This is a genomic window from Gordonia sp. NPDC062954 (genome assembly GCF_044543825.1).
In the GTDB taxonomy this organism is placed as follows: domain Bacteria; phylum Actinomycetota; class Actinomycetes; order Mycobacteriales; family Mycobacteriaceae; genus Gordonia; species Gordonia tangerina.
The window spans coordinates 35,513-53,121 of record NZ_JBITWL010000023.1; the positions used below are offsets into that span (position 1 = coordinate 35,513).

Sequence of the window (17,609 nt, forward strand, 5' to 3'; positions counted from 1 at the left end):
CCGGACATCGCGGCGCCGCGGCGTGGCACAGTAGGGCGTATGCGTCTCACCGTCCTCGGCTGTTCCGGAAGTGTGGGCGGGCCCGGGAGCGCCTGCTCGGGATACCTCGTCGCGGTGGATGGACAACGACCGGTCCTGATGGACTGCGGACCCGGGGTCCTCGGTGAACTGCAGAGCCGCGTCGATCCCGTCGACGTCGACGTCATGCTCAGTCATCTGCACGCCGACCATTGTCTGGATCTGCCGGCCATGCTGGTGTGGCGTCGGTACGCGCCGAATCCGGCCGGCAACCGGGCTCGCCTGTACGGGCCGTCGAGCACCGCGGTGCGCGTGGGGGCGGCGTCGGCCGAGGTCGCCGGCGAGGTCGACGACATCTCCGACACCTTCGACGCGGTGGAGTGGCAGGACCGCGTCGATGTGGAGCTTCACGGTCTCACGGTCACCCCCGTCCGGGTGAACCATCCACCCGAGACCTACGGGCTGCGGGTGACCGGGCCGCAGGGGCAAGTGGTGGCCTTCAGCGGCGATACCGGGATGTGTGACGAGGTGGTGGAGGTCGCCGAGGGAGCCGACGTGTTCCTGTGTGAGGCCACCTGGACACATGCACCCGACGAGCGGCCACCGAACCTGCACCTGTCCGGGTATGAAGCCGGTCAGATCGCGACGAAAGCCGGTGTTCGCAGCCTGGCGTTGACGCACCTCGCGCCCTGGTTTGATGCCGAGGAGATTCTCGCGGAGGCGAGGTCGACCTTCGCCGGGCCCGTCGACCTGGTGCGGCCCGGACAGGTGTTCGACCTGGTCGAGTGAGCGCGCTCCCGCCTCGATCGGCGCGGGAGGCCGATCGTTACAGTTGAATCCGTGACCACACGAGCTGACGGCAGGGCCGACGACGAACTGCGACCGATCACCTTCACCCGCGGGTTCACCTCGCATCCGGCGGGGTCGGTGCTGGTCGAATTCGGCGACACCCGGGTGATGTGTACGGCCAGCGTCACCGAGGGCGTGCCGCCCTGGCGGCGCGGTTCTGGATTGGGCTGGCTGACCGCCGAATACGCGATGTTGCCGTCGTCGACTCATGAGCGCTCCAGTCGCGAGTCGGTGAAGGGGAAGGTGGGTGGCCGCACCCACGAGATCAGTCGGCTGGTGGGGCGCTCGCTGCGAGCGTGCATCGACCTGGCCGCCCTCGGAGAGAACACGATCGCCATCGACTGCGATGTGCTGCAGGCCGACGGCGGAACCCGAACCGCGGCGATCACCGGCGCCTACGTCGCGCTCGCCGATGCCGTCACCTATCTGAAGGCGGCCGGGCGACTGAAGGACCCGCAGCCGTTGTCGTGCATGATCGCCGCGGTGAGCGTCGGCGTGGTGGACGGCCGGGTCCGTCTCGACCTGCCGTACGAGGAGGACTCCCGCGCCGAGGTCGATATGAACGTGGTCGCCACCGACGCCGGCACGCTCGTGGAGGTGCAGGGCACCGGTGAGGGCGCCACCTTCCCGCGCGCCACCCTCGACAAACTGCTCGACATCGCGATGGTGGGCACCGACAAGCTCTTCGAGGCGCAGCGCGAGGTGCTGGCCGAGCCCTATCCGGGCACCTTGCCCAGCCCGTCCTGATGTCGACAGTGCTGGTCGCGAGCCGAAACGCCAAGAAGCTCGCCGAACTGCGCCGCGTCCTTGACGGTGCCGGTATCACCGGTGTCGACGTAATCGGACTCGATGCGGTCGCCGAGTACCCGGAGGAACCGGAAACCGGCGCGACCTTCGAGGACAACGCGCTGATCAAAGCCGTCGCTGGTGCGCGCGCGACCGGAATGACCTGTCTGGCAGATGATTCGGGATTGTCCGTGGACGCACTCAACGGTATGCCGGGGGTGCTGTCGGCACGATGGAGTGGTCGCCATGGTGATGATCGGGCCAACAACGATCTGTTGCTGGCTCAGATCGGCGACGTGCCCGACGAGCGTCGTGGCGCCGCCTTTGTGTCGGCATGTGCGTTGGTGACCCCGTCCGGCGAACAGACCGTGGTCCGCGGCGAATGGCGCGGCACCCTGTTGCGGGCGCCGCGGGGCGACAACGGTTTCGGATACGACCCGTTGTTCGTGCCCGATGATGACGTGGCCGCCGGCCGGTCGTCGGCGGAATTGTCGGCCGCCGAGAAAGACTCGTTGAGCCACCGCGGAAAAGCGTTGGCGCAGTTGGTGCCCGTCCTACGGTCGCTGGCCGGCTGAGATCGGCCCGTCGTCGGCGCCGTGATGTACGGCAAGCATCCTGGCGACCGAATCCGGCCAGCGAAAGCCGCTCGCGCGTCGGCGGGCCGCCCACTCCCGTTCCGGTCGGGGTAGTTCGAGGACCTGTTCGATGGCGGCGGCGAATCCGGCGGGGGTGTTGTGGGCCAGCGCACCGCACGTGGGATCCACCAGGCCGGCAACGGCGGACGAGCGTGACGCGACGACGGGTGTGCCCGACGCCAACGACTCCAACGCCGAGAGACAGAAGGTCTCGTGGGGGCCCGGTGCCAAGGAGATCTCGGTGGTCGCCAGCAGGGCGGCGACCTGCCGACGATCGGCGACGTGACCGAGGAAGGTCACCGGCAGGCCCCGGGCGGCGCGTTCGAGCGAGGGACGGCGCGGCCCGTCACCGGCCACGACCAGATGCACCCGGCGCCGTGCGGAGTGGAGTTCGGCGATCGCTGCGATGCTGCGGTCGGCGCGTTTCTCCGGCGACAGCCGTCCGCAATGGGTGATGAGTGTGGTGGTGTCGTCGGCGTAGCGCGCGCCGACATTGGGGTCGGCATGGCGCGGATCGAATACGTCGAGGTCTACGCCCAGTGGAGCATGTCGGACATTGGTGGCGCCGATCCTCCCGAATTCCGCCGCGGCGAAGTCAGTGGTACACACCACGGCATCGAAGGAGCGGGCGGTGCGTCGGTTGGCCTCGTCGGCCATCGACCGGGCCGCGGCACGGGGCAGCACCATCCCGAAAAGTCGATCCAGGCGTTCGTGCGACACCATCGTCGAGTGGACGTCACGCGTGCGTGCCCACTGCCCGAAGCCCCGCAACGTCAGGCGATCCGACACCTCGAGGGCGTCGGGGCGCATGTGCCGCAGAATGTCGGCGACCCGGCCGGGAGGTGCCACCCGGTACCCGCCCGACATCGGGAGCCGCGGCGCACGCACCGACACCCGATGCACGCCGCTGGCGAGGGTCTCGGCGCCGTCGTGAGCCCCGGGCACCACCAATACGACCTCGTGGCCGGCGGCCACGTAGCCGGCGCCCCAACGATCGACCGCCGTGCGGAGTCCACCGGATCGGGTGCCGTAGAAGTTGGCCAACTGCACGATGCGCACGCGCTCAGTGTTGTCCGCAGCGCGTGAACGCACGACGACGACGGGGTCACGCGATGGCGATCACCTGGTGAAGCTCTGGCGACTCCGGTCCATCGGAGGCGCCGACGAGCTCGCGCGCGCCGGCTGATCACACGCGCGTTACGTTGCGCGCGCGAAAGGGAATCGCACGCGCGAGAACGTCACAACCCGTACTGGGTCTTCACTTCCTTGGTCCGGACGTGTTCAAACCAGAAGGACAGGAACGGGATGGTGCCCGCGATACAGGTGAGGATGATCTTGCCGAGCGGCCACCGCACCTTGATGGCGAGGTCGATGGTGAAGATGAGGTAGACGAAGTAGACCCAGCCGTGCACGATCGGAACGAAGTCCAGTGCGTCGACGTCGAAGCCGTACTTGAGCACCAGTTCGGCGACCAGCAGCAGCAACCACAGACCGGTGATCCAGGCCAGCACGCGGTAGCGCAGCAGCGCACCACGAACTTTGGCCACGGGCGTTCCGGTGGTGGGGTCGGTCGTCTCGGTCACCTCAGGTGTTCCTCACTGCTCTTGTGGGATGTGTCGGACCTGTCCAGGTCGGCCAGATAGCTGTTGTATTCGGCCAGCGAGGAGTCGTCGTCCGCCGACGATGCGCCGGTCAGCGACGACGCGCTCGGAGTCGAGGGCCGGTCCGGCAGGATTCCCGCCGGGATCTCGGTGGGTCCGCTCGCCTCGTTGGCCGCCTTGCGTTGTTCGTCGGGGTCGCCCTCCAGCACCACGAAGCGTCGGTACGCCCACAGCACGGCTACGGCGAAGGCGGGCCACTGCAACGCATAGCCGAGGTTTTGCGCCGTGCCCGACGACGACTCGTAGCGATCCCACTGCCACCACGCGAGCGCCAGGCACGCGGTGGCGGCAACGACCACCAGCGCGATGAGCGCCGGACGATGTCGACGTCCGGGGGTGGCGGAACCAGATGACATACCATCGACGGTACCTGGCCAGCACTGATCGGCCCACGGGCGGTAGGCTGTCTCGGGCGCCGGTGTGGCCGGCGACACGCGCGAGTGGCGGAATTGGCAGACGCGCTGGATTTAGGTTCCAGTGTCTTAGGACGTGGGGGTTCAAGTCCCCCCTCGCGCACCACCGGTCGTCGCCCCCGACGATGCGGCCTCAGGGTTTCGTGCGTCCCGCCACATGGTGTCGACGGCAGAGCGCTCGGTACATGACCGGTCCGTCGCCGGTGTCGCCGACCGCGACCACCTCTCCCGTGCGGGCAACCTGTCCGTCGACGATGCGCGCGTTCAGAAACGCCGGCCGCCCGCACCAGCACAGCACGATCGCCTGCATCCGATGCACCTCGTCGGCGATCTCGACGAGACGAGCCGAACCGGAGAACAGTATCGACCGGAAGTCGGTGAGCAAGCCGAAGGCGAACGCGTCGACGCCGCAGTCGTCGACGACCCGCGCCAGCTGCTCCACCTGCTCGGGCGTCAGGAACTGGGCTTCGTCGCACACGAGGTAGTCGAGTGGGTCGTGGAGGTGCCGATCGGTGACGATGGCGTACACGTCGTCATCGGCCCCGAGTGCCAGAGCCTGCGCGCGCAGGCCGATGCGACTGGTCACCACCGGTTCCGCGCTGCGGTCCATCATGGTCAGCAGTAGCCCCGATCGTCCCTGCTGCCCCTGATTGAAGTGGGTCTGCAAGGCGAAAGTGGACTTCCCGGCGCCCATCGGCCCGTGATAGAAGATCAGCTCCGCGTCACTCGCCGTCATCGACACGATGATGCCGCACACACCGCCGGCGTGCGCGGCATCATCGATCTGGTCCATCAACGGTCAGTGCTGCACTCGCGACCGGGTGACGAACCACAGCGCGCCCAGCGCGAACACCAACTCCGCTGCGGTCGTCGCCATGAGCACTGTCATCTGCGAGCCAGCCATTGTGCCCGTGTCCTCGCCCATCGCGTCGGGGACCGCGGTGGCCATGCCGTGGTGATGTTGGTGCACCCCCGCCGAACCCGACCCGCCCATCGCAGTGAGATGGATGGCTACCATCGCCGTCGCCATCACCGCCGTGGTCGCCCATGCCCGTGCCGACGGTGTCCGCACCAGATGCACACCGCAGGCCACGCAAGCGATGGTCATGGCCACCGAGAGCACGTCGGCGAGCGGTCGGAGATGGCCGAGTGCGCTCAGATGTGCGCCCGCGGAGACGAGCGCCATCAGCAGGGCCATCACGCCGGCGATCCGCGGACCGCGGGTGGCGCGGACAACGGGTGCGGCGTGACCGACGGCCACGAGGTCAGCTGCCATGACCATGGCAGTGCTTGGCGGTGGTCGGCGGAACGTTCATCACCGGGCTCGCGTCGCTGAAGTTGTAGGGCTTGAGCGTGAAACCGGCGTAGTCGGTCGGCATGATCGGCCAGTCCTCGGTACGCGGGAAGTGGGTCAGACCGAAGGTGTGCCACACGACGATGTCCCCACCGTCGAGGGAACGGTCGGCCGACTGATAAGCGGGTAGGCCGCCACCCATAGCACTCTCATTGACGAAATCGCCTGCCGCATAACGCTCCTTGGCGTCATAGCGAGTCACCCACAGCTGTTTGGTGGTGAATGCGGCGCGCCCGGCGATCGACGATGCGGGGTCGGCCAGCAGGGTCGGGGTCTGCTCGGCGTGCAACGCATAGGCGGGATGATGGCCCATTCGGCCGGTCTTCTCGGTGTTGAGAATGTGCCAGGTCCGGCCGGTGGCCGCGTTGGCATCGCGGGCACCGTCGGCCTCCGACCCGATCCGGGTCTTGGCGACGGTGAACGCGTTGCCCCACGGATTACCCTCGCCCATGGGCACTCTCGCCGCCTCGACCTCCTCGACGGCGTTGCGCACACCGTCCACCGCCATGTCCAGCCGGGCACTGAACAGATGCTGGTGGTACGGAAGTCCCAATCCGGGTGCCACCAGGCTCTGGTAGTCCGAGCCCTCCTCCGGGTAGGCGGCGGTGAACGCGATGCCGGTGAGCTTGGCCTCGAGTTCGATGGTGCCGTCGAGGTAGAGGTACCAGTAGAAGCCGTAGTCGTAGTTGCCGACTGTGGTGAAGAAGCTGATCACCAGGCGTCGTTGCCGGCGTACCTCGCTCATCCCGGTGAAGATGTCGGTGTGCTTCCAGAGGGTGCCGTAGTCCTCCTCGTGCATGCAGACTGCGTTGGAGATGGTGCGTGGGCTGCCCTGCTCGTCGGCCAGGGTGGCGTCGAAGTAGTAGATCTCTCCGAGGCAGTCGCAGCCCAGAGTCAATTCGTTTGCGTAGGGGCCGAAGACGTATTCGCCGGTGTCGAAGTAGTTCTGCCAATACCGGTTCGGCGACGGGTCACCGTAGGGCACCACCATCTCGTTGATGGACGCGCAATACCTCACGTCGCGCCCCTGGTAGGTGAGCTTGCGTAGGATCAGGCCCTCGCGCTGATCGTAGGAGATGTCGAGGCTCCAGTTGGTCCACTCGATGTGCTCACCGTCGACGGTGAAGCTGGGGCCCTCGGGTTGGGTGATCTCGATCGGCTTGAGCCCCTCCATCGGCGGACCGGCGACCTCGGGGGTGTCGAAGTTGCCCGACTCGGCGGGCACGTCGAAGATCCGGTAGTCGACGAGGTCGACGATCTCGCGGTTGATGATGTCGACGTAAGCGCACAACCCGTCGACGGGGTGCGCCCACGGCAGATCCTTCTCGTGGTCCTGCACGAAGGCGAAGGACCGGATGATGCGGCGGCCGGCCTCGTTGGGATTGTCGTAGGTGCCTGCCGACAACGGACGTACACGAACCGAGTGGTGGTGGCGACCTGCTGCGCAGGCTTCGAGACAGTAGTGCGGATTGCCGGTCCAGCGCGATCGAGACGAGGGCCGGTCGTAGCGACAGCGATGCGAGCGAGCTGACGGTCGCACCGTGCGGGCCTTCGATGTCGGCGGTGGTGACCACACTGACAGGTGCGCACACCCCGGCCATCAGATCTCGGAACTTCTGGTCCAACATGCCGCCTCCAAATAAACATGATTAATTACTTGGATCACAGCGTGCGGGTGACGTGACTCACTTGTCAATAGATTCCGCGAAATTAATCATGGTTATTTCACGTCACCGGCGAGCGGTTGACTGTTTTTCCAGTTCAGCGGGCCAGCGGGTCAGCGTGCCGGCGGACGCAGCGTCATCGTGGGATCTGTGCGGCGCAGGGCATCAACCGCGGCGTCGGCATCACGTCGGCCGAGAGCGTGGACGAAGTCTGCGGCGACCTCGGCGAGTCCGTCAAAGTAGACGGTGACGTGGGTGTTACCGCCGTCGCTGTCGGCCTCGAGGCGAGCGCGCAGGTGTGAGGTGCCCACGTCCATGATGCTCAGGTAGAGGCTGTCGAGTAGTTGGCTACGACCGAGTTCGGCGAAGCGGGCGTGAACATTCCACACGGCCCAGATGAAGCCGGCGATGTCTCTGGCCTCGCGGGTGCGATCGACGTGGGTGAGCAGGAGTTCCAACGACGCCTGGTCGGCGTCGGTGATGGTAGCGAGCACCTCGTCGACGAGAAGGGGGGCCAGGGCGTTGCGGATCTGAATGGACTCCTCGAGCGCGGCCAGATCGCCGGCGGCGTCTCGGAACCACCCGTTCATGCGTGACAGTGGGGAGGGGTCGGCGGCGAAGATCCCGCCACCGGGTCCGGGCCGGGAGGTGATCACTCCGCGTTCTTGGGCAAGTTTGATCGCCTCGTTGACCGTGCCGACCGACACGGAGCACATCGAGCGAATCTCGTCCTTGCTGCCGATGCGTTCACCGGCCTTGAATCCGGCAGCCACGCGGGCGATCTGGTTGGCGGCCTGCTCGGCACGTGAGTGGCCGACGGGCACAGTACCGGGCAGGCCCTCGGGGCGTCGCCAGATCTCGGGTGACAGGGCGGGTATGTCAGGCGTTCCCATGCCGTGCGATCCCGACGTCTCGGGGTCGTGCGGCTCGGGCATCGTCAATCCTTGGCGCGTAGCGAGTATCGGGCTGTCCGCCGGTGGTGGCGAACAGCCCGATGGTACCCAACGATCATGATCGTTTCGTGCAGGTCGAGGTGTGCTCGATCAGGCCGCGACGGTGACCTTCGCGAACCGGTCCGTGTGGTCGGCCTCAAGTCGCTCTTCGAGCTCTTCGAGCGTGGTGCCCTTGGTTTCCGGCACGGTGCGGAAGACGAAGAGCCACGAGGCGATGTTGACCAGGACGAACAGCGCAAATGTGCCGGTGGAGCCCAGGGCCGAGTTGAGCAACGGAAACACGAAGGAGATCAGCGCGTTGGTGCACCACAGCACGAAAACGGCGATCCCCATAGCGAATCCGCGGACGCTGAGCGGGAAGATCTCAGACAGCAGCAACCAGACGCAGGTCCCGATGAACATCTGTACGAAGGCCACGAATGCCACCATGCACGCGAGGATCACGTAGCTGCGCGTGGTCGATTCGGGGAGTAGGAATGTCGCGGCCAGGGCGGCCTGTGAGGCGGCGACCCCGGCGAAACCGGTCAGCAGCATGGCGCGGCGACCGATATAGCCGAGCAGGATGATCCCGATGATGGTGGTGACCACCGAGGTGACGCCCACCGCAATCGTCGCCACCAAGGCTGCGCTGACCCCCAGTCCGCTCTGTTCGAGGATGGTCGGGGCGTAGTAGTTGACGGTGTTGATACCGGTGGCCTGCTGCACGATCGCCAGGCCGCAGCCGATCAGCACGATGCGTCGAATCCATGGCACGTCCCGGATCACCGACAGTGGGGTGCGGTTGGCGGAGAGCATGTGGTGGGTGTGCCCGACGATGATGTCGAACTCGGCGGCGGCCTCAGCCGGTGTCCGGCTGCGTCCGAGCACTGTTCGGGCGTCATCCATTCGCCCCTTGAGGGCATACCAGCGCGGGGAGTCGGGCAGGGCGAGCATACCGATCAGCAGGGCGACGGCGGGGATGGCGGCCACCGCGAGCATCACCCGCCACACGTGCGGGTCGTCGATGACGTGATCGAGCAGTGCGTTCGTCGCGAAGGCGAGCATCTGTCCGGTGACGATCATCAACTCGTTGATCGTCACCATCCGGCCGCGGCGGTCGGCGGGGGCCATCTCGGCCAGGTAGAGCGGGCAGGTCACTGCTGCTGCGCCGACGCCGAAGCCCAGCAGGATACGGGCGGCGACCATTGCGGTGACCGTGGGTGCCAGCGCACATCCGAGGGCGCCGAGCAGGAAGATGGCGCCACATACCAGCAAGGTCCTTTTTCGGCCGAGGCGATCGGCGATACGGCCGCCGAACAGTGCGCCGAACGCCGCACCCGGAAACAACAGCGAACTCACGACGATGGCCTCGGTGAAGGAGTTCAGCGCGAGGTCGTCCTTCATGTAGAGCAGGGCACCGGAGATGACTCCGGTGTCGTAGCCGAACAGGAGGCCGCCGAGTGTTGCGATGACGGTGAGTTTGGTCAGGAAACGCCCGTTGGCGGCAGTACCTGTCGGAGCGGACATGGGAGGACCTCTGTGTGTCGGGGACCATCTAACGCGCGTTAGTAACGCGCGTAAGTACTATCATGTGAGATCTGGGTCACTGTGTCAACCGTCACGGTGCAATCGAAGGGAGTGCGCAATGCCGGCCAAGAACCGCAACGGTCGTCCGACGATGGCCGATGTCGCAGCTCGGGCGGGGGTCTCGCGGACGCTGGTGTCGTTCGTGCTCGACGGCAAACCCGGTGCCAGTGAGGACACGCGGCAACGCGTCCTTCGGGTCGCCGATGAGCTCGGATACCGTCCCGATGCCGCTGCGCGTCTGCTGGCACTCGGCACGAGTAGGACACTCGGTGTGCTGATGGATGTCTCGCAGTTGTTCGAGGCCGAACTGGTCAGCGGCATCTATCCAGCGGCCGAGAAGCTCGGCTACGACGTGCTGCTGACCGCAAATCTCGCCGGTCGCGACGAGACGTTGGCAGTCGAGACGCTGCTGGACCATCGCTGTGGCGCGGTGATCCTGCTCGGACCGATGGCGTCGCCGGCGGAGCTCGTCGCGCTGGGTGGGCGTGCCCCATTGGTGGTGGTCGGACGGCGGTTACCCGACGATGTGGTCACCGAACGTGTTGCGACGGTGCACACCGATGACGCCGAGGGGGTGGCGCTGGCCGTCGACTATCTGGTTGACCTCGGGCATCGCGACATCCTGCATGTCGACGGCGGCAATGACCCGGCGTCCGACGACCGGCGGGCCGCGTATCGATCATCGATGCGGCGCCGTGGGCTCAAGGGCCAGATCCGCATCGTGTCGGGAGCGCACAACGAAGCGGCCGGGGCCGTTGCAGCGCAAGTGATCCTGGACAGCGATCACCTGCCCACCGCGATACTGGCCGGCAACGACCGATGTGCCTTGGGTCTGCTCGACGTCTTCACCCGCGCCGGTGTCGACATCCCCGGAGAGGTCTCGTTGATGGGTTACGACGACAGCCGACTGTCAGACAACCCCCGTATTGACCTCACCACGATCCATCAGGACGCGCAGGGCCTTGCCGAGCAGTCGGTGGAACTCGCCGTCGACCTGCTCACCGGCGCGGAGCTGGCAAAAAATGACGTGGTGCTCGAGCCGTCGTTGCGGGTGCGCGGCACGACGGCTGCGCCTCGGGCGTGATCTCGATACGCACGCTCGCCTGGCGGCTCGCGGGCTACTCGATCAGCGGGAGTTCGCGGGCTTCTCGATCAGCGGGAGTTCGCGGCGCTTCTCGATCAGCGAACGGAGCCGTTGAGCATTCTGGTGGTCGAGTAGGGGGCGAGCCGCTAGGCGAGATCCCGTATCGAGACCATCACCACCACAACATCATTCACCAGGAAACAGGATCCCGACCTGCGCTCTGATGCGATCCATGACATCGAGCGTCTCGATCACGTCGGCAGCCGGGTGGACCTCGGAGTCGGCTGCTCCCGCGGCGATCCGTCGGGCAGCGTCCACCGCGGAGAAATGCAGCCCGTCTGTGTGGGTACCCGGCTCCTCGTCGTGGACGAGCACGTCGCCGGTCCGCGGCACGAGCCGGAACGGCCCGGGCTGATAGAACGGCCCAGGCAGTTCCAGGTAAGCGTCCTCGCCGGCGACGAAGGCCGTCGTCGGCGTGTTGGACAGAATCGTCGTGTGCACCAACGACTGGCTGCCCCCGACGTGTCCCAGCGTCGCCGAGACCTGGCCGTTGAGTTCGTCGTTCGCCGGTTGACCGATGGCCGACACGGTAGCGACGTGACCAAGCGTCCAGTAAGCGAAGGCGATCGGATAGGTGCCGAGGTCGAGCATCGGTCCACCTGCCAATGCGGTGTCGTAGATGCGGTGGTCGGTGGTGAAGAACTCGCCGTGATCGGCGGCGACCGTGCGGATCTCGCCGAGCAGGCCGTCGGCGAGGATCTGACCGAGCGCGTCGAACTTGGGTAGGAAGCGGGTCCACATCGCCTCACCGGCGAAGACGCCGGCGTTCTGGGCGGCCGTGAACACCTCGCGCGCCTGACTGGCGTTGATACCCAAGGGCTTCTCGATCAGCACGTGCTTCCCTGCGGCAATCGCGTCCAGTGCGCAGCGATGGTGCTGTGGATGCGGGGTGCTGACATAGACGATCTCGACGAGCGGGTCGGCAAGCAACGACTCGTACGAGCCGTGAGCCGCCTCGACCCCCATTCGCCTGGCGAAATCATCGGCGCGCTGGGCGGAACGCGATCCGACCGCGACGACCTGCTGGGTGGTGTTCTCAATGAGGGCTTCGACGAAGCGCTGCGCGATCCACCCCGGACCCATGACACCCCAACGTAGTACCGGGGCGGTCATGGGATCGAGGGTGCGAGGTGCGGGCAACCGTGTCAGCACGTCAGCCCCGGTACTTGGCGACGTAGTCGGTCATCGCGGACAACTGGTAGCGCGAGACCTCGTGGGCATTCTCGTTCTCCGCGAACACACTCGAGACCATGACCGTGTCGTCGCGATCGTAGAAGCCGATCTCACCCAAGGTGCCGAAGAATTCGTCCCAATTGACGTCGCCATCGCCGATCTTGAGGTGCTGATGTACGCGCACCGCATTTCCGGGCGGATTGGTGATGTAGCGAAGACCATGAGAGGCATGATGATCCATGGTGTCGGCGACATGCACCAGACGCAGCATGTCACCGGCGGTGGTCATGATCTCGGCCATGTTCCCGCCCATGTGGAAGCTGTGGCAGGCGACGTACACCAGCCCGAAGTTCTTCGAGTTGATGCCGCGGATCATCCGGATGGCGGCCAGGCCGTCCTCGACGAAATCGTCGGGGTGCGGATCGATCCGGACGTCGATGCCTTCGCGCTCGATGATCGGCACGAGTTCTTCCATCGACCGGAAGAAGGCCCGTTCGGACTCCTCGGGCTTCTCGGGGCGGCCGGAGAACTCGGTGTTCATCACGTTGACGCCGAGGTCGACGGTGATCTGAATCGCCCGTTTCCAGTAGCGGACTGCGGCCTCGCGGGCGTCCTCGTCGGGCCCCGACCAGCGCAGCACCGGCAGCACCGAGGCGATGCCGACGCCCGCGTCGGCGCAGGCCTTGCGGAATTTCGCCACCAGGGCGTCGTCGGCCTTGGGGTGATTGAAGAAGGGGATCATGTCCACGTGCGGCGTCAACTGCAGGTACTCGTAGCCGAGATCGGCAACGACGCCGGGCAATTCGAGCAGTGAATAGCTGTGGTGGAACGGGGTGGGGTCGAGTGCAACCTTCATCGTCGAAACTCCTCAGCGTGGTCAGCGGAAGCGGACGGCCGGGACACCGCAGGAACCCAGGTACTTCTGGGTCCGCTGGGCGATGGGCAACGGAGCATCCGGGGAGCAGGGGTACATATCCTGCTCGACGATGGCGAAGATGTCGATGTCGAGGTCGGCGACCGCCTCGAGCAGCGGCGGCATCTCCGGGATGCCACGTGGCGGTTCGGTCATCGCGCCCAGGCGCACGGCCTCACCGAACGGCAGATCGTCGGCGGCCACCTTGGCGCGTACCGTTTCGTCTACCTGCTTGAGGTGCAGGTAGCCGATCCGCTCGGGGTGGTTGCGGATGATGGCGAGATTATCACCGCCGCAATAGCTCACGTGACCGGTGTCGAGGCAGAGGTTGACGAACTCACCGTCGGTGTTCTCGAGGAAGCGGTAGATGTTCTCCTCGGTGTCCACGTGACTGTCGGCGTGCGGATGATACTGCGCACGCACACCGTACTTCTCGAACATCGCCTTGCCGAGTTCGTCCATGCCCTCGGTCTTCTTGCGCCACTGCTCCTCGGTCAGGTCGCGGTCCTCGAGGACGTCACCGGTCGCAGGATCGCGCCACATCTCCGGGATCACCACGACGTGCTTGCCCCCGACCGCCGCCGTGAGTTTGGCGACGTCCTCGATCTGGGTCCATACCGCGTCCCACGAATTGTCCTGGTGCAGGTGCTCGAAGACAGTGCCGGCCGACAGCTTCAGTCCACGCTCGCCGAGTTCATCGAGCAGTTGCTTCGGGTCGGTGGGCAGATAGCCGAACGGGCCCAGCTCGATCCACTCGTAGCCCGATGCCGCGACCTCGTCGAGGAATCGGGTGTACGGGGTCTGTTGCGGATCGTCCGGAAACCAGACGCCCCAGGAATCCGGTGCGGAGCCGACGACGATGTTGCTCATGTGGGTGTATCCCTTCGGTGGGTCGGGTCGATCAGTGCGTGGTGACTGCGCTGGGCGTCACCGGGTAGGTGATGGTTTCGCGGTTGCCGGTCCGCAGCGAGCGCGCGGCGGCCTCGGCGATGGCCTGCGCCTTGAGCGCCTCGCCGAGCGTGGGGCCGATGTCTGCGCCGGTGGTGAGGGCCGCGAGGAAATGATCGAGTGCGGCGCGGTAGGTCGGTGCGACACGCTCGAACCAACCGGCATGCAGCCCGTCGCCGACTATGCGGCCGGGCCCGTAACGGGATACCGATCCGATTGGGCGGCAGCCGGATTCGATCATGCCATCCGAACCGAGAACCTCGATACGTTCGTCGTAGCCGTACCCCGTTCGCCGTGCACTGTCGATCTGCACGAGTGCGCCGCTGGGCATCCGTAGCGTGACGACCGAGGTGTCGACGTCGCCGAATTGGGCCATTCGCGGGTCGGTGAACACGGACCCGGCAGCGAACACATCGATCGGGTCCTCGCCGGTGATCCAGCGGGCCAGGTCGAAGAAGTGCACGGTTTGATCGCGCATCTGACCGCCGGAGGTCGCGATGTAGTCCAGTGGCGGAAGCGACGGGCCGCGCGAGGTCAACTGGACGAGCTCCACTCCGCCGATCTCGCCGGTACGGACCGACCGGTGCAACTCGCTGTGATCGCGATCGAATCGTCGGTTGAAGTCCACCATGGTCGCCACGCCGGACGCGGTCACCCGCGCCACGGTGTCGATTGCATGTGCCAGATCCAGATCGATCGGCTTCTCGCAGAAGGTGGGCAGTCCCGCTACGGCCGCGCGACGCAGGTGGTCGGCGTGGGTATCGGTCGACGATGCGATCAGGACCGCGTCGACCTGGTCGGAGTCGTAGATCTCGGCGTCGGTGAGCCGGTGAGTTCCCATCCGGACGGCGAGGTCACCAGCCCGGGCAGCATCGATGTCTCCGACACCCACAAACCGCACCTCGGGGTGCTCGGCGAGGTTCCGCGCATGCACCGAACCGATGAAGCCGGCGCCGACGAGAGCGATGCGTACCAATTGGGACTCCTGTGTGAGACAGCTGTGGGACATGACTGGGACCGGTCCCAGTCACGATACGTGGTGTGGATCACGGAGGCAATAGGATGATCGATCGTGAGTGAGAACGAAGCGGAGATCGACCTCGTCGGCAACCGGCGACCGGCGACGATCCGGGACGTCGCCGCTCATGCGGGGGTGTCGAAGTCAGTGGTGTCACGCGTGCTGCGCGATGAGCCGAATGTCAGTGCGGAGCGGCGGGCGCGGGTCCGCGACGCGATGGCCGAACTCGGGTACCGGCCCAACACCATCGCCCGCGGACTGTCGGAGTCGCGCAGCGGCACGGTCGGCGTGGTCATCAACGATCTGCGCAACCCCTGGTACGTGAGCCTTCTCGAGGGCCTCGCGACGACTTTCGACGCCGTCGACATCGCGCCGTTGTTGGTCGACAGTCGTCTGGACCACCAAGTCGGCCGCGACACCGTGGAGACGCTGCTGTCGCGGCAGGTCGACGGGCTGGTCGTGGTCGGCACCACCGACGCGCGGGTCGACGTGGAGCGTGCGGCGCAATCGATCCCGGTGGTGCTGGCGGGCACGCTGGAGCCCGACCTGCCGACCGTCGACATCGCAGTCGACGACGATCGGGTCGGTGCGCGCCTGGCGACCGAACACCTGCTGACACTGGGGCATCGCCGGCTGGGCCACATCCAGGGGCCGGGAATGGTCGGCCGGCTGCGCCGCGAAGGCTTCGAGGAGACGATTGCCGCGGCGGGTGCTGCCGACGAGTGCGTGGTGGAATACGGCGGGACCACCGAGGAGGGGGGATATGCGGCAACGGTACGCCTACTCGACTCGTCGTCGCCGCCGTCGGCGATCCTGGCGTTCAACGACATGGCCTCGCTGGGGGCGATGTCGGCCGCCGACGATCGCGGATTGTCGATACCGCGCGATCTGTCGTTGATCGGCTACGACGACACGCAATTGGCCAGTCTGCGGCACATTTCGTTGACCTCTGTGGACAATGGCAACTTCACGGTCGGCGCGCAAGCGGCCAAGTTCTTGCTGCGGCGGATGGGCAGGCTCGACGCCCCGCAGCAGATATATCGGCACACACCGCAACTGGTGGTGCGACGCACCACGGCCGAGCCGCGGTGAATCGCGACTCGGCCGTGACGTCGATTGTCAGCCGCGAGCGTGCCAGGCGGCGGCAACCAGCGCGGGCTGGCCGAACAGGCGGATGAATCGCTTTCGATCGGTGTCCAGCCCGAAGGCATCGATCTTGTTGCGGTACTGATGGATGTTGCCGGGGAACACCGCCACGAAGAACGCGGCGGCGACGGTTCCGATCATCCGACGATGCTTCGGCAGTGCGATCAATCCGGCGCCGAGGGCGATCTCGGCGACCCCGGAGCCGACCACGGTCAGGTCGGGGTCCAACGGCACGAAGTCTGGCACTTGGGCCTGGAACTCCTTGCGCTGGAAGGTGAGATGGCCGATGCCGGCGGTCGTCAAGATGGTGCCCAGAATCAGTCGTGCGGCTCGCCGCGACGTCGGTTCACTGCTCGGCAGAATGGAGGCCATGGTGCCCTTCCGGTCAAAAGTGTGTTCGGGTGATCAGTCTTCGGCCACGGAGAGTGAGACCTCGATGTTCCCGCGGGTGGCGTTGGAGTACGGGCACACCTCATGCGCCTTGTCCACCAGTTGGCGAGCTTCGGGTGCGCTGACGGCGGGCAGGATCACCTCAAGTTCCACGGCGAGCTCGAAACCGCCGGAATCGTTGGAACCGAGGGAAACCCGAGCGCCGACCGAGGAGTCGGTGACGTCGGCGCCGGCCTGTCCGGCGACCAGACGCAGCGCACTGTGGAAACACGCCGCATACCCGGCGGCGAACAGTTGCTCGGGATTGGTGCCCACCCCCGACCCGCCCAATTCTTTGGGCATGTCCAGGTCGAGATCGATTTTGCCATCCGATGTCCGTGCGTGACCGTTGCGGCCGTCTCCGGTGGCGAGTGCCTCCGCGGTGTAGATCGGGGTCATGTCGGGCGTCCTTTCGTGGGTTCGTCGAGATGTCGACGGAGCTCGTCGGTGAGTTGATGCAGGGTCGAGCGCAGTTGGGCGAGATCGTCTATGTCAAAGGAGAATTCGTCGTCTCGTTGGTTTTCGGCCGCCTCCGCGATGGCCGCGGTCAGCGAGTCGTAGACGCAATCCGCGCGGGCTCCGAGTGCGACGCCCTCGGGGGTGAGGGCGACGGTGACCGAGCGCTCGTCGGAGGCGGACCGCCGCCGGCTCAGGTATCCGAGCGTCTCGAGCCTGCGGAGCAGGGGTGACACGGTCCCGGAATCCAACTGCAGTCGACGGCACAACCGGGACACGGTGATCTCGTCCTCCTCCCACAGCACCAGCATCGCCAGGTACTGCGGGTAGGTGAGACCCAGTTCGGCGAGCCCCGGCCGTTGCGCCGCGATCACGGCACGAGACGCGGAGTAGAGCGCGAAGCACAGTTGCTCGTCGAGTCGAACGTCGGTCACGGATCCGACCCTACACGATTTATGTTGTGCACAACATAGTTGTGGCAGA

19 protein-coding genes, 1 tRNA gene and 2 pseudogenes are annotated in these 17,609 nt (G+C 66.2%); 6 read left to right on the top strand and 16 right to left on the bottom strand.

Annotation, left to right across the window (positions count from 1 at the left end; all coding sequences use genetic code 11):
• Positions 1-39: 39 nt before the first annotated feature.
• The 3 genes from ACIGKQ_RS19525 to rdgB are packed head-to-tail and all read left to right on the top strand — an operon-like array spanning position 40 to position 2,228.
• Positions 40-807, top strand: a complete 768-nt coding sequence (locus ACIGKQ_RS19525) for a cyclic nucleotide-degrading phosphodiesterase (protein ID WP_396574703.1) — start codon at positions 40-42, stop codon at positions 805-807.
• A 51-nt stretch (positions 808-858) separates the two neighbouring features.
• On the top strand, positions 859-1,614 hold the full coding sequence (gene rph / locus ACIGKQ_RS19530) for a ribonuclease PH (protein ID WP_235725170.1): 756 nt from the start codon (positions 859-861) through the stop codon (positions 1,612-1,614).
• Entirely contained in the window at positions 1,614-2,228 is a 615-nt protein-coding gene (gene rdgB, locus ACIGKQ_RS19535) for an RdgB/HAM1 family non-canonical purine NTP pyrophosphatase (RefSeq protein WP_235725169.1), read from the top strand. The genes rph and rdgB overlap by 1 nt, the downstream gene beginning before the upstream one ends.
• Here the strand turns inward: rdgB and ACIGKQ_RS19540 are convergent.
• The 3 genes from ACIGKQ_RS19540 to ACIGKQ_RS19550 form a co-directional block, all read right to left on the bottom strand.
• Positions 2,208-3,347 (bottom strand): glycosyltransferase, encoded by a 1,140-nt coding sequence (locus ACIGKQ_RS19540; RefSeq protein ID WP_396574704.1) that lies wholly within the window; start codon positions 3,345-3,347, stop codon positions 2,208-2,210. The genes rdgB and ACIGKQ_RS19540 overlap by 21 nt on opposite strands.
• Before the next feature lie 179 nt (positions 3,348-3,526).
• On the bottom strand, positions 3,527-3,871 hold the full coding sequence (locus tag ACIGKQ_RS19545) for a DUF3817 domain-containing protein (RefSeq protein WP_235725167.1): 345 nt from the start codon (positions 3,869-3,871) through the stop codon (positions 3,527-3,529).
• Positions 3,868-4,305: a transcriptional regulator gene (locus ACIGKQ_RS19550; RefSeq protein WP_235725166.1), complete on the bottom strand. Its 438-nt coding sequence runs from the start codon at positions 4,303-4,305 to the stop codon at positions 3,868-3,870. Before ACIGKQ_RS19550 ends, ACIGKQ_RS19545 begins: the two co-directional genes overlap by 4 nt.
• Positions 4,306-4,383: 78 nt before the next feature.
• Here ACIGKQ_RS19550 and ACIGKQ_RS19555 point away from each other — a divergent pair.
• Positions 4,384-4,468: transfer RNA gene (locus ACIGKQ_RS19555), tRNA-Leu, on the top strand.
• 27 nt (positions 4,469-4,495) lie between these two features.
• On the opposite strand, the gene ACIGKQ_RS19560 is transcribed toward ACIGKQ_RS19555, so the two are convergent.
• The 6 genes and pseudogenes from ACIGKQ_RS19560 to ACIGKQ_RS19585 form a co-directional block, all read right to left on the bottom strand.
• Positions 4,496-5,155, bottom strand: coding sequence for a thymidine kinase (locus tag ACIGKQ_RS19560; protein WP_396574705.1), 660 nt, complete (start codon positions 5,153-5,155; stop codon positions 4,496-4,498).
• A 6-nt stretch (positions 5,156-5,161) separates the two neighbouring features.
• Complete coding sequence (locus ACIGKQ_RS19565) at positions 5,162-5,638, bottom strand: hypothetical protein (RefSeq protein ID WP_396574706.1); 477 nt, start codon at positions 5,636-5,638, stop codon at positions 5,162-5,164.
• Positions 5,628-7,136 (bottom strand): annotated as a pseudogene (locus ACIGKQ_RS19570) (primary-amine oxidase); the annotation flags it as partial. The pseudogene ACIGKQ_RS19570 and the gene ACIGKQ_RS19565, both read right to left, overlap by 11 nt.
• A gap of 49 nt (positions 7,137-7,185) precedes the next feature.
• Positions 7,186-7,344: pseudogene (locus ACIGKQ_RS19575) on the bottom strand (flavin reductase); the annotation flags it as partial.
• A gap of 149 nt (positions 7,345-7,493) precedes the next feature.
• Complete coding sequence (locus ACIGKQ_RS19580; protein WP_396574707.1) at positions 7,494-8,315, bottom strand: FadR/GntR family transcriptional regulator; 822 nt, start codon at positions 8,313-8,315, stop codon at positions 7,494-7,496.
• 108 nt (positions 8,316-8,423) lie between these two features.
• Positions 8,424-9,839, bottom strand: coding sequence for a sugar porter family MFS transporter (locus tag ACIGKQ_RS19585; protein ID WP_235725162.1), 1,416 nt, complete (start codon positions 9,837-9,839; stop codon positions 8,424-8,426).
• 118 nt (positions 9,840-9,957) lie between these two features.
• Between ACIGKQ_RS19585 and ACIGKQ_RS19590 the strand changes: the two genes are divergently transcribed.
• Positions 9,958-10,983, top strand: a complete 1,026-nt coding sequence (locus tag ACIGKQ_RS19590) for a LacI family DNA-binding transcriptional regulator (RefSeq protein WP_396574708.1) — start codon at positions 9,958-9,960, stop codon at positions 10,981-10,983.
• A gap of 186 nt (positions 10,984-11,169) precedes the next feature.
• Here ACIGKQ_RS19590 and ACIGKQ_RS19595 read toward each other — a convergent pair whose 3' ends face one another.
• The 4 genes from ACIGKQ_RS19595 to ACIGKQ_RS19610 are packed head-to-tail and all read right to left on the bottom strand — an operon-like array spanning position 11,170 to position 15,053.
• Positions 11,170-12,156 (bottom strand): Gfo/Idh/MocA family protein, encoded by a 987-nt coding sequence (locus ACIGKQ_RS19595; RefSeq protein ID WP_235725160.1) that lies wholly within the window; start codon positions 12,154-12,156, stop codon positions 11,170-11,172.
• A gap of 40 nt (positions 12,157-12,196) precedes the next feature.
• The gene (locus ACIGKQ_RS19600; RefSeq protein WP_235725159.1) at positions 12,197-13,072 is read right to left on the bottom strand and encodes a sugar phosphate isomerase/epimerase family protein; all 876 of its coding nucleotides are present in this window, start codon (positions 13,070-13,072) and stop codon (positions 12,197-12,199) included.
• Between the two features lie 21 nt (positions 13,073-13,093).
• On the bottom strand, positions 13,094-13,999 hold the full coding sequence (locus ACIGKQ_RS19605) for a sugar phosphate isomerase/epimerase (protein WP_235725158.1): 906 nt from the start codon (positions 13,997-13,999) through the stop codon (positions 13,094-13,096).
• Positions 14,000-14,030: 31 nt separating this feature from the next.
• Positions 14,031-15,053 (bottom strand): Gfo/Idh/MocA family oxidoreductase, encoded by a 1,023-nt coding sequence (locus tag ACIGKQ_RS19610; RefSeq protein ID WP_396574709.1) that lies wholly within the window; start codon positions 15,051-15,053, stop codon positions 14,031-14,033.
• Between the two features lie 96 nt (positions 15,054-15,149).
• Here ACIGKQ_RS19610 and ACIGKQ_RS19615 point away from each other — a divergent pair, with 96 nt between their 5' ends.
• Positions 15,150-16,187, top strand: a complete 1,038-nt coding sequence (locus tag ACIGKQ_RS19615; RefSeq protein ID WP_235725156.1) for a LacI family DNA-binding transcriptional regulator — start codon at positions 15,150-15,152, stop codon at positions 16,185-16,187.
• A 27-nt stretch (positions 16,188-16,214) separates the two neighbouring features.
• Here the strand turns inward: ACIGKQ_RS19615 and ACIGKQ_RS19620 are convergent, their stop codons facing one another.
• Genes ACIGKQ_RS19620 through ACIGKQ_RS19630 form a run of 3 tightly spaced genes read right to left on the bottom strand, consistent with a single transcriptional unit; the run spans position 16,215 to position 17,560 of the window.
• Positions 16,215-16,613, bottom strand: a complete 399-nt coding sequence (locus ACIGKQ_RS19620) for a hypothetical protein (RefSeq protein ID WP_235725155.1) — start codon at positions 16,611-16,613, stop codon at positions 16,215-16,217.
• A 33-nt stretch (positions 16,614-16,646) separates the two neighbouring features.
• A complete protein-coding gene (locus ACIGKQ_RS19625) occupies positions 16,647-17,069 on the bottom strand; it encodes an organic hydroperoxide resistance protein (protein ID WP_235725154.1) in 423 nt (140 codons plus the stop codon).
• Entirely contained in the window at positions 17,066-17,560 is a 495-nt protein-coding gene (locus ACIGKQ_RS19630; protein ID WP_235725153.1) for a MarR family winged helix-turn-helix transcriptional regulator, read from the bottom strand. Before ACIGKQ_RS19630 ends, ACIGKQ_RS19625 begins: the two co-directional genes overlap by 4 nt.
• Between the last annotated feature and the right edge of the window lie 49 nt (positions 17,561-17,609).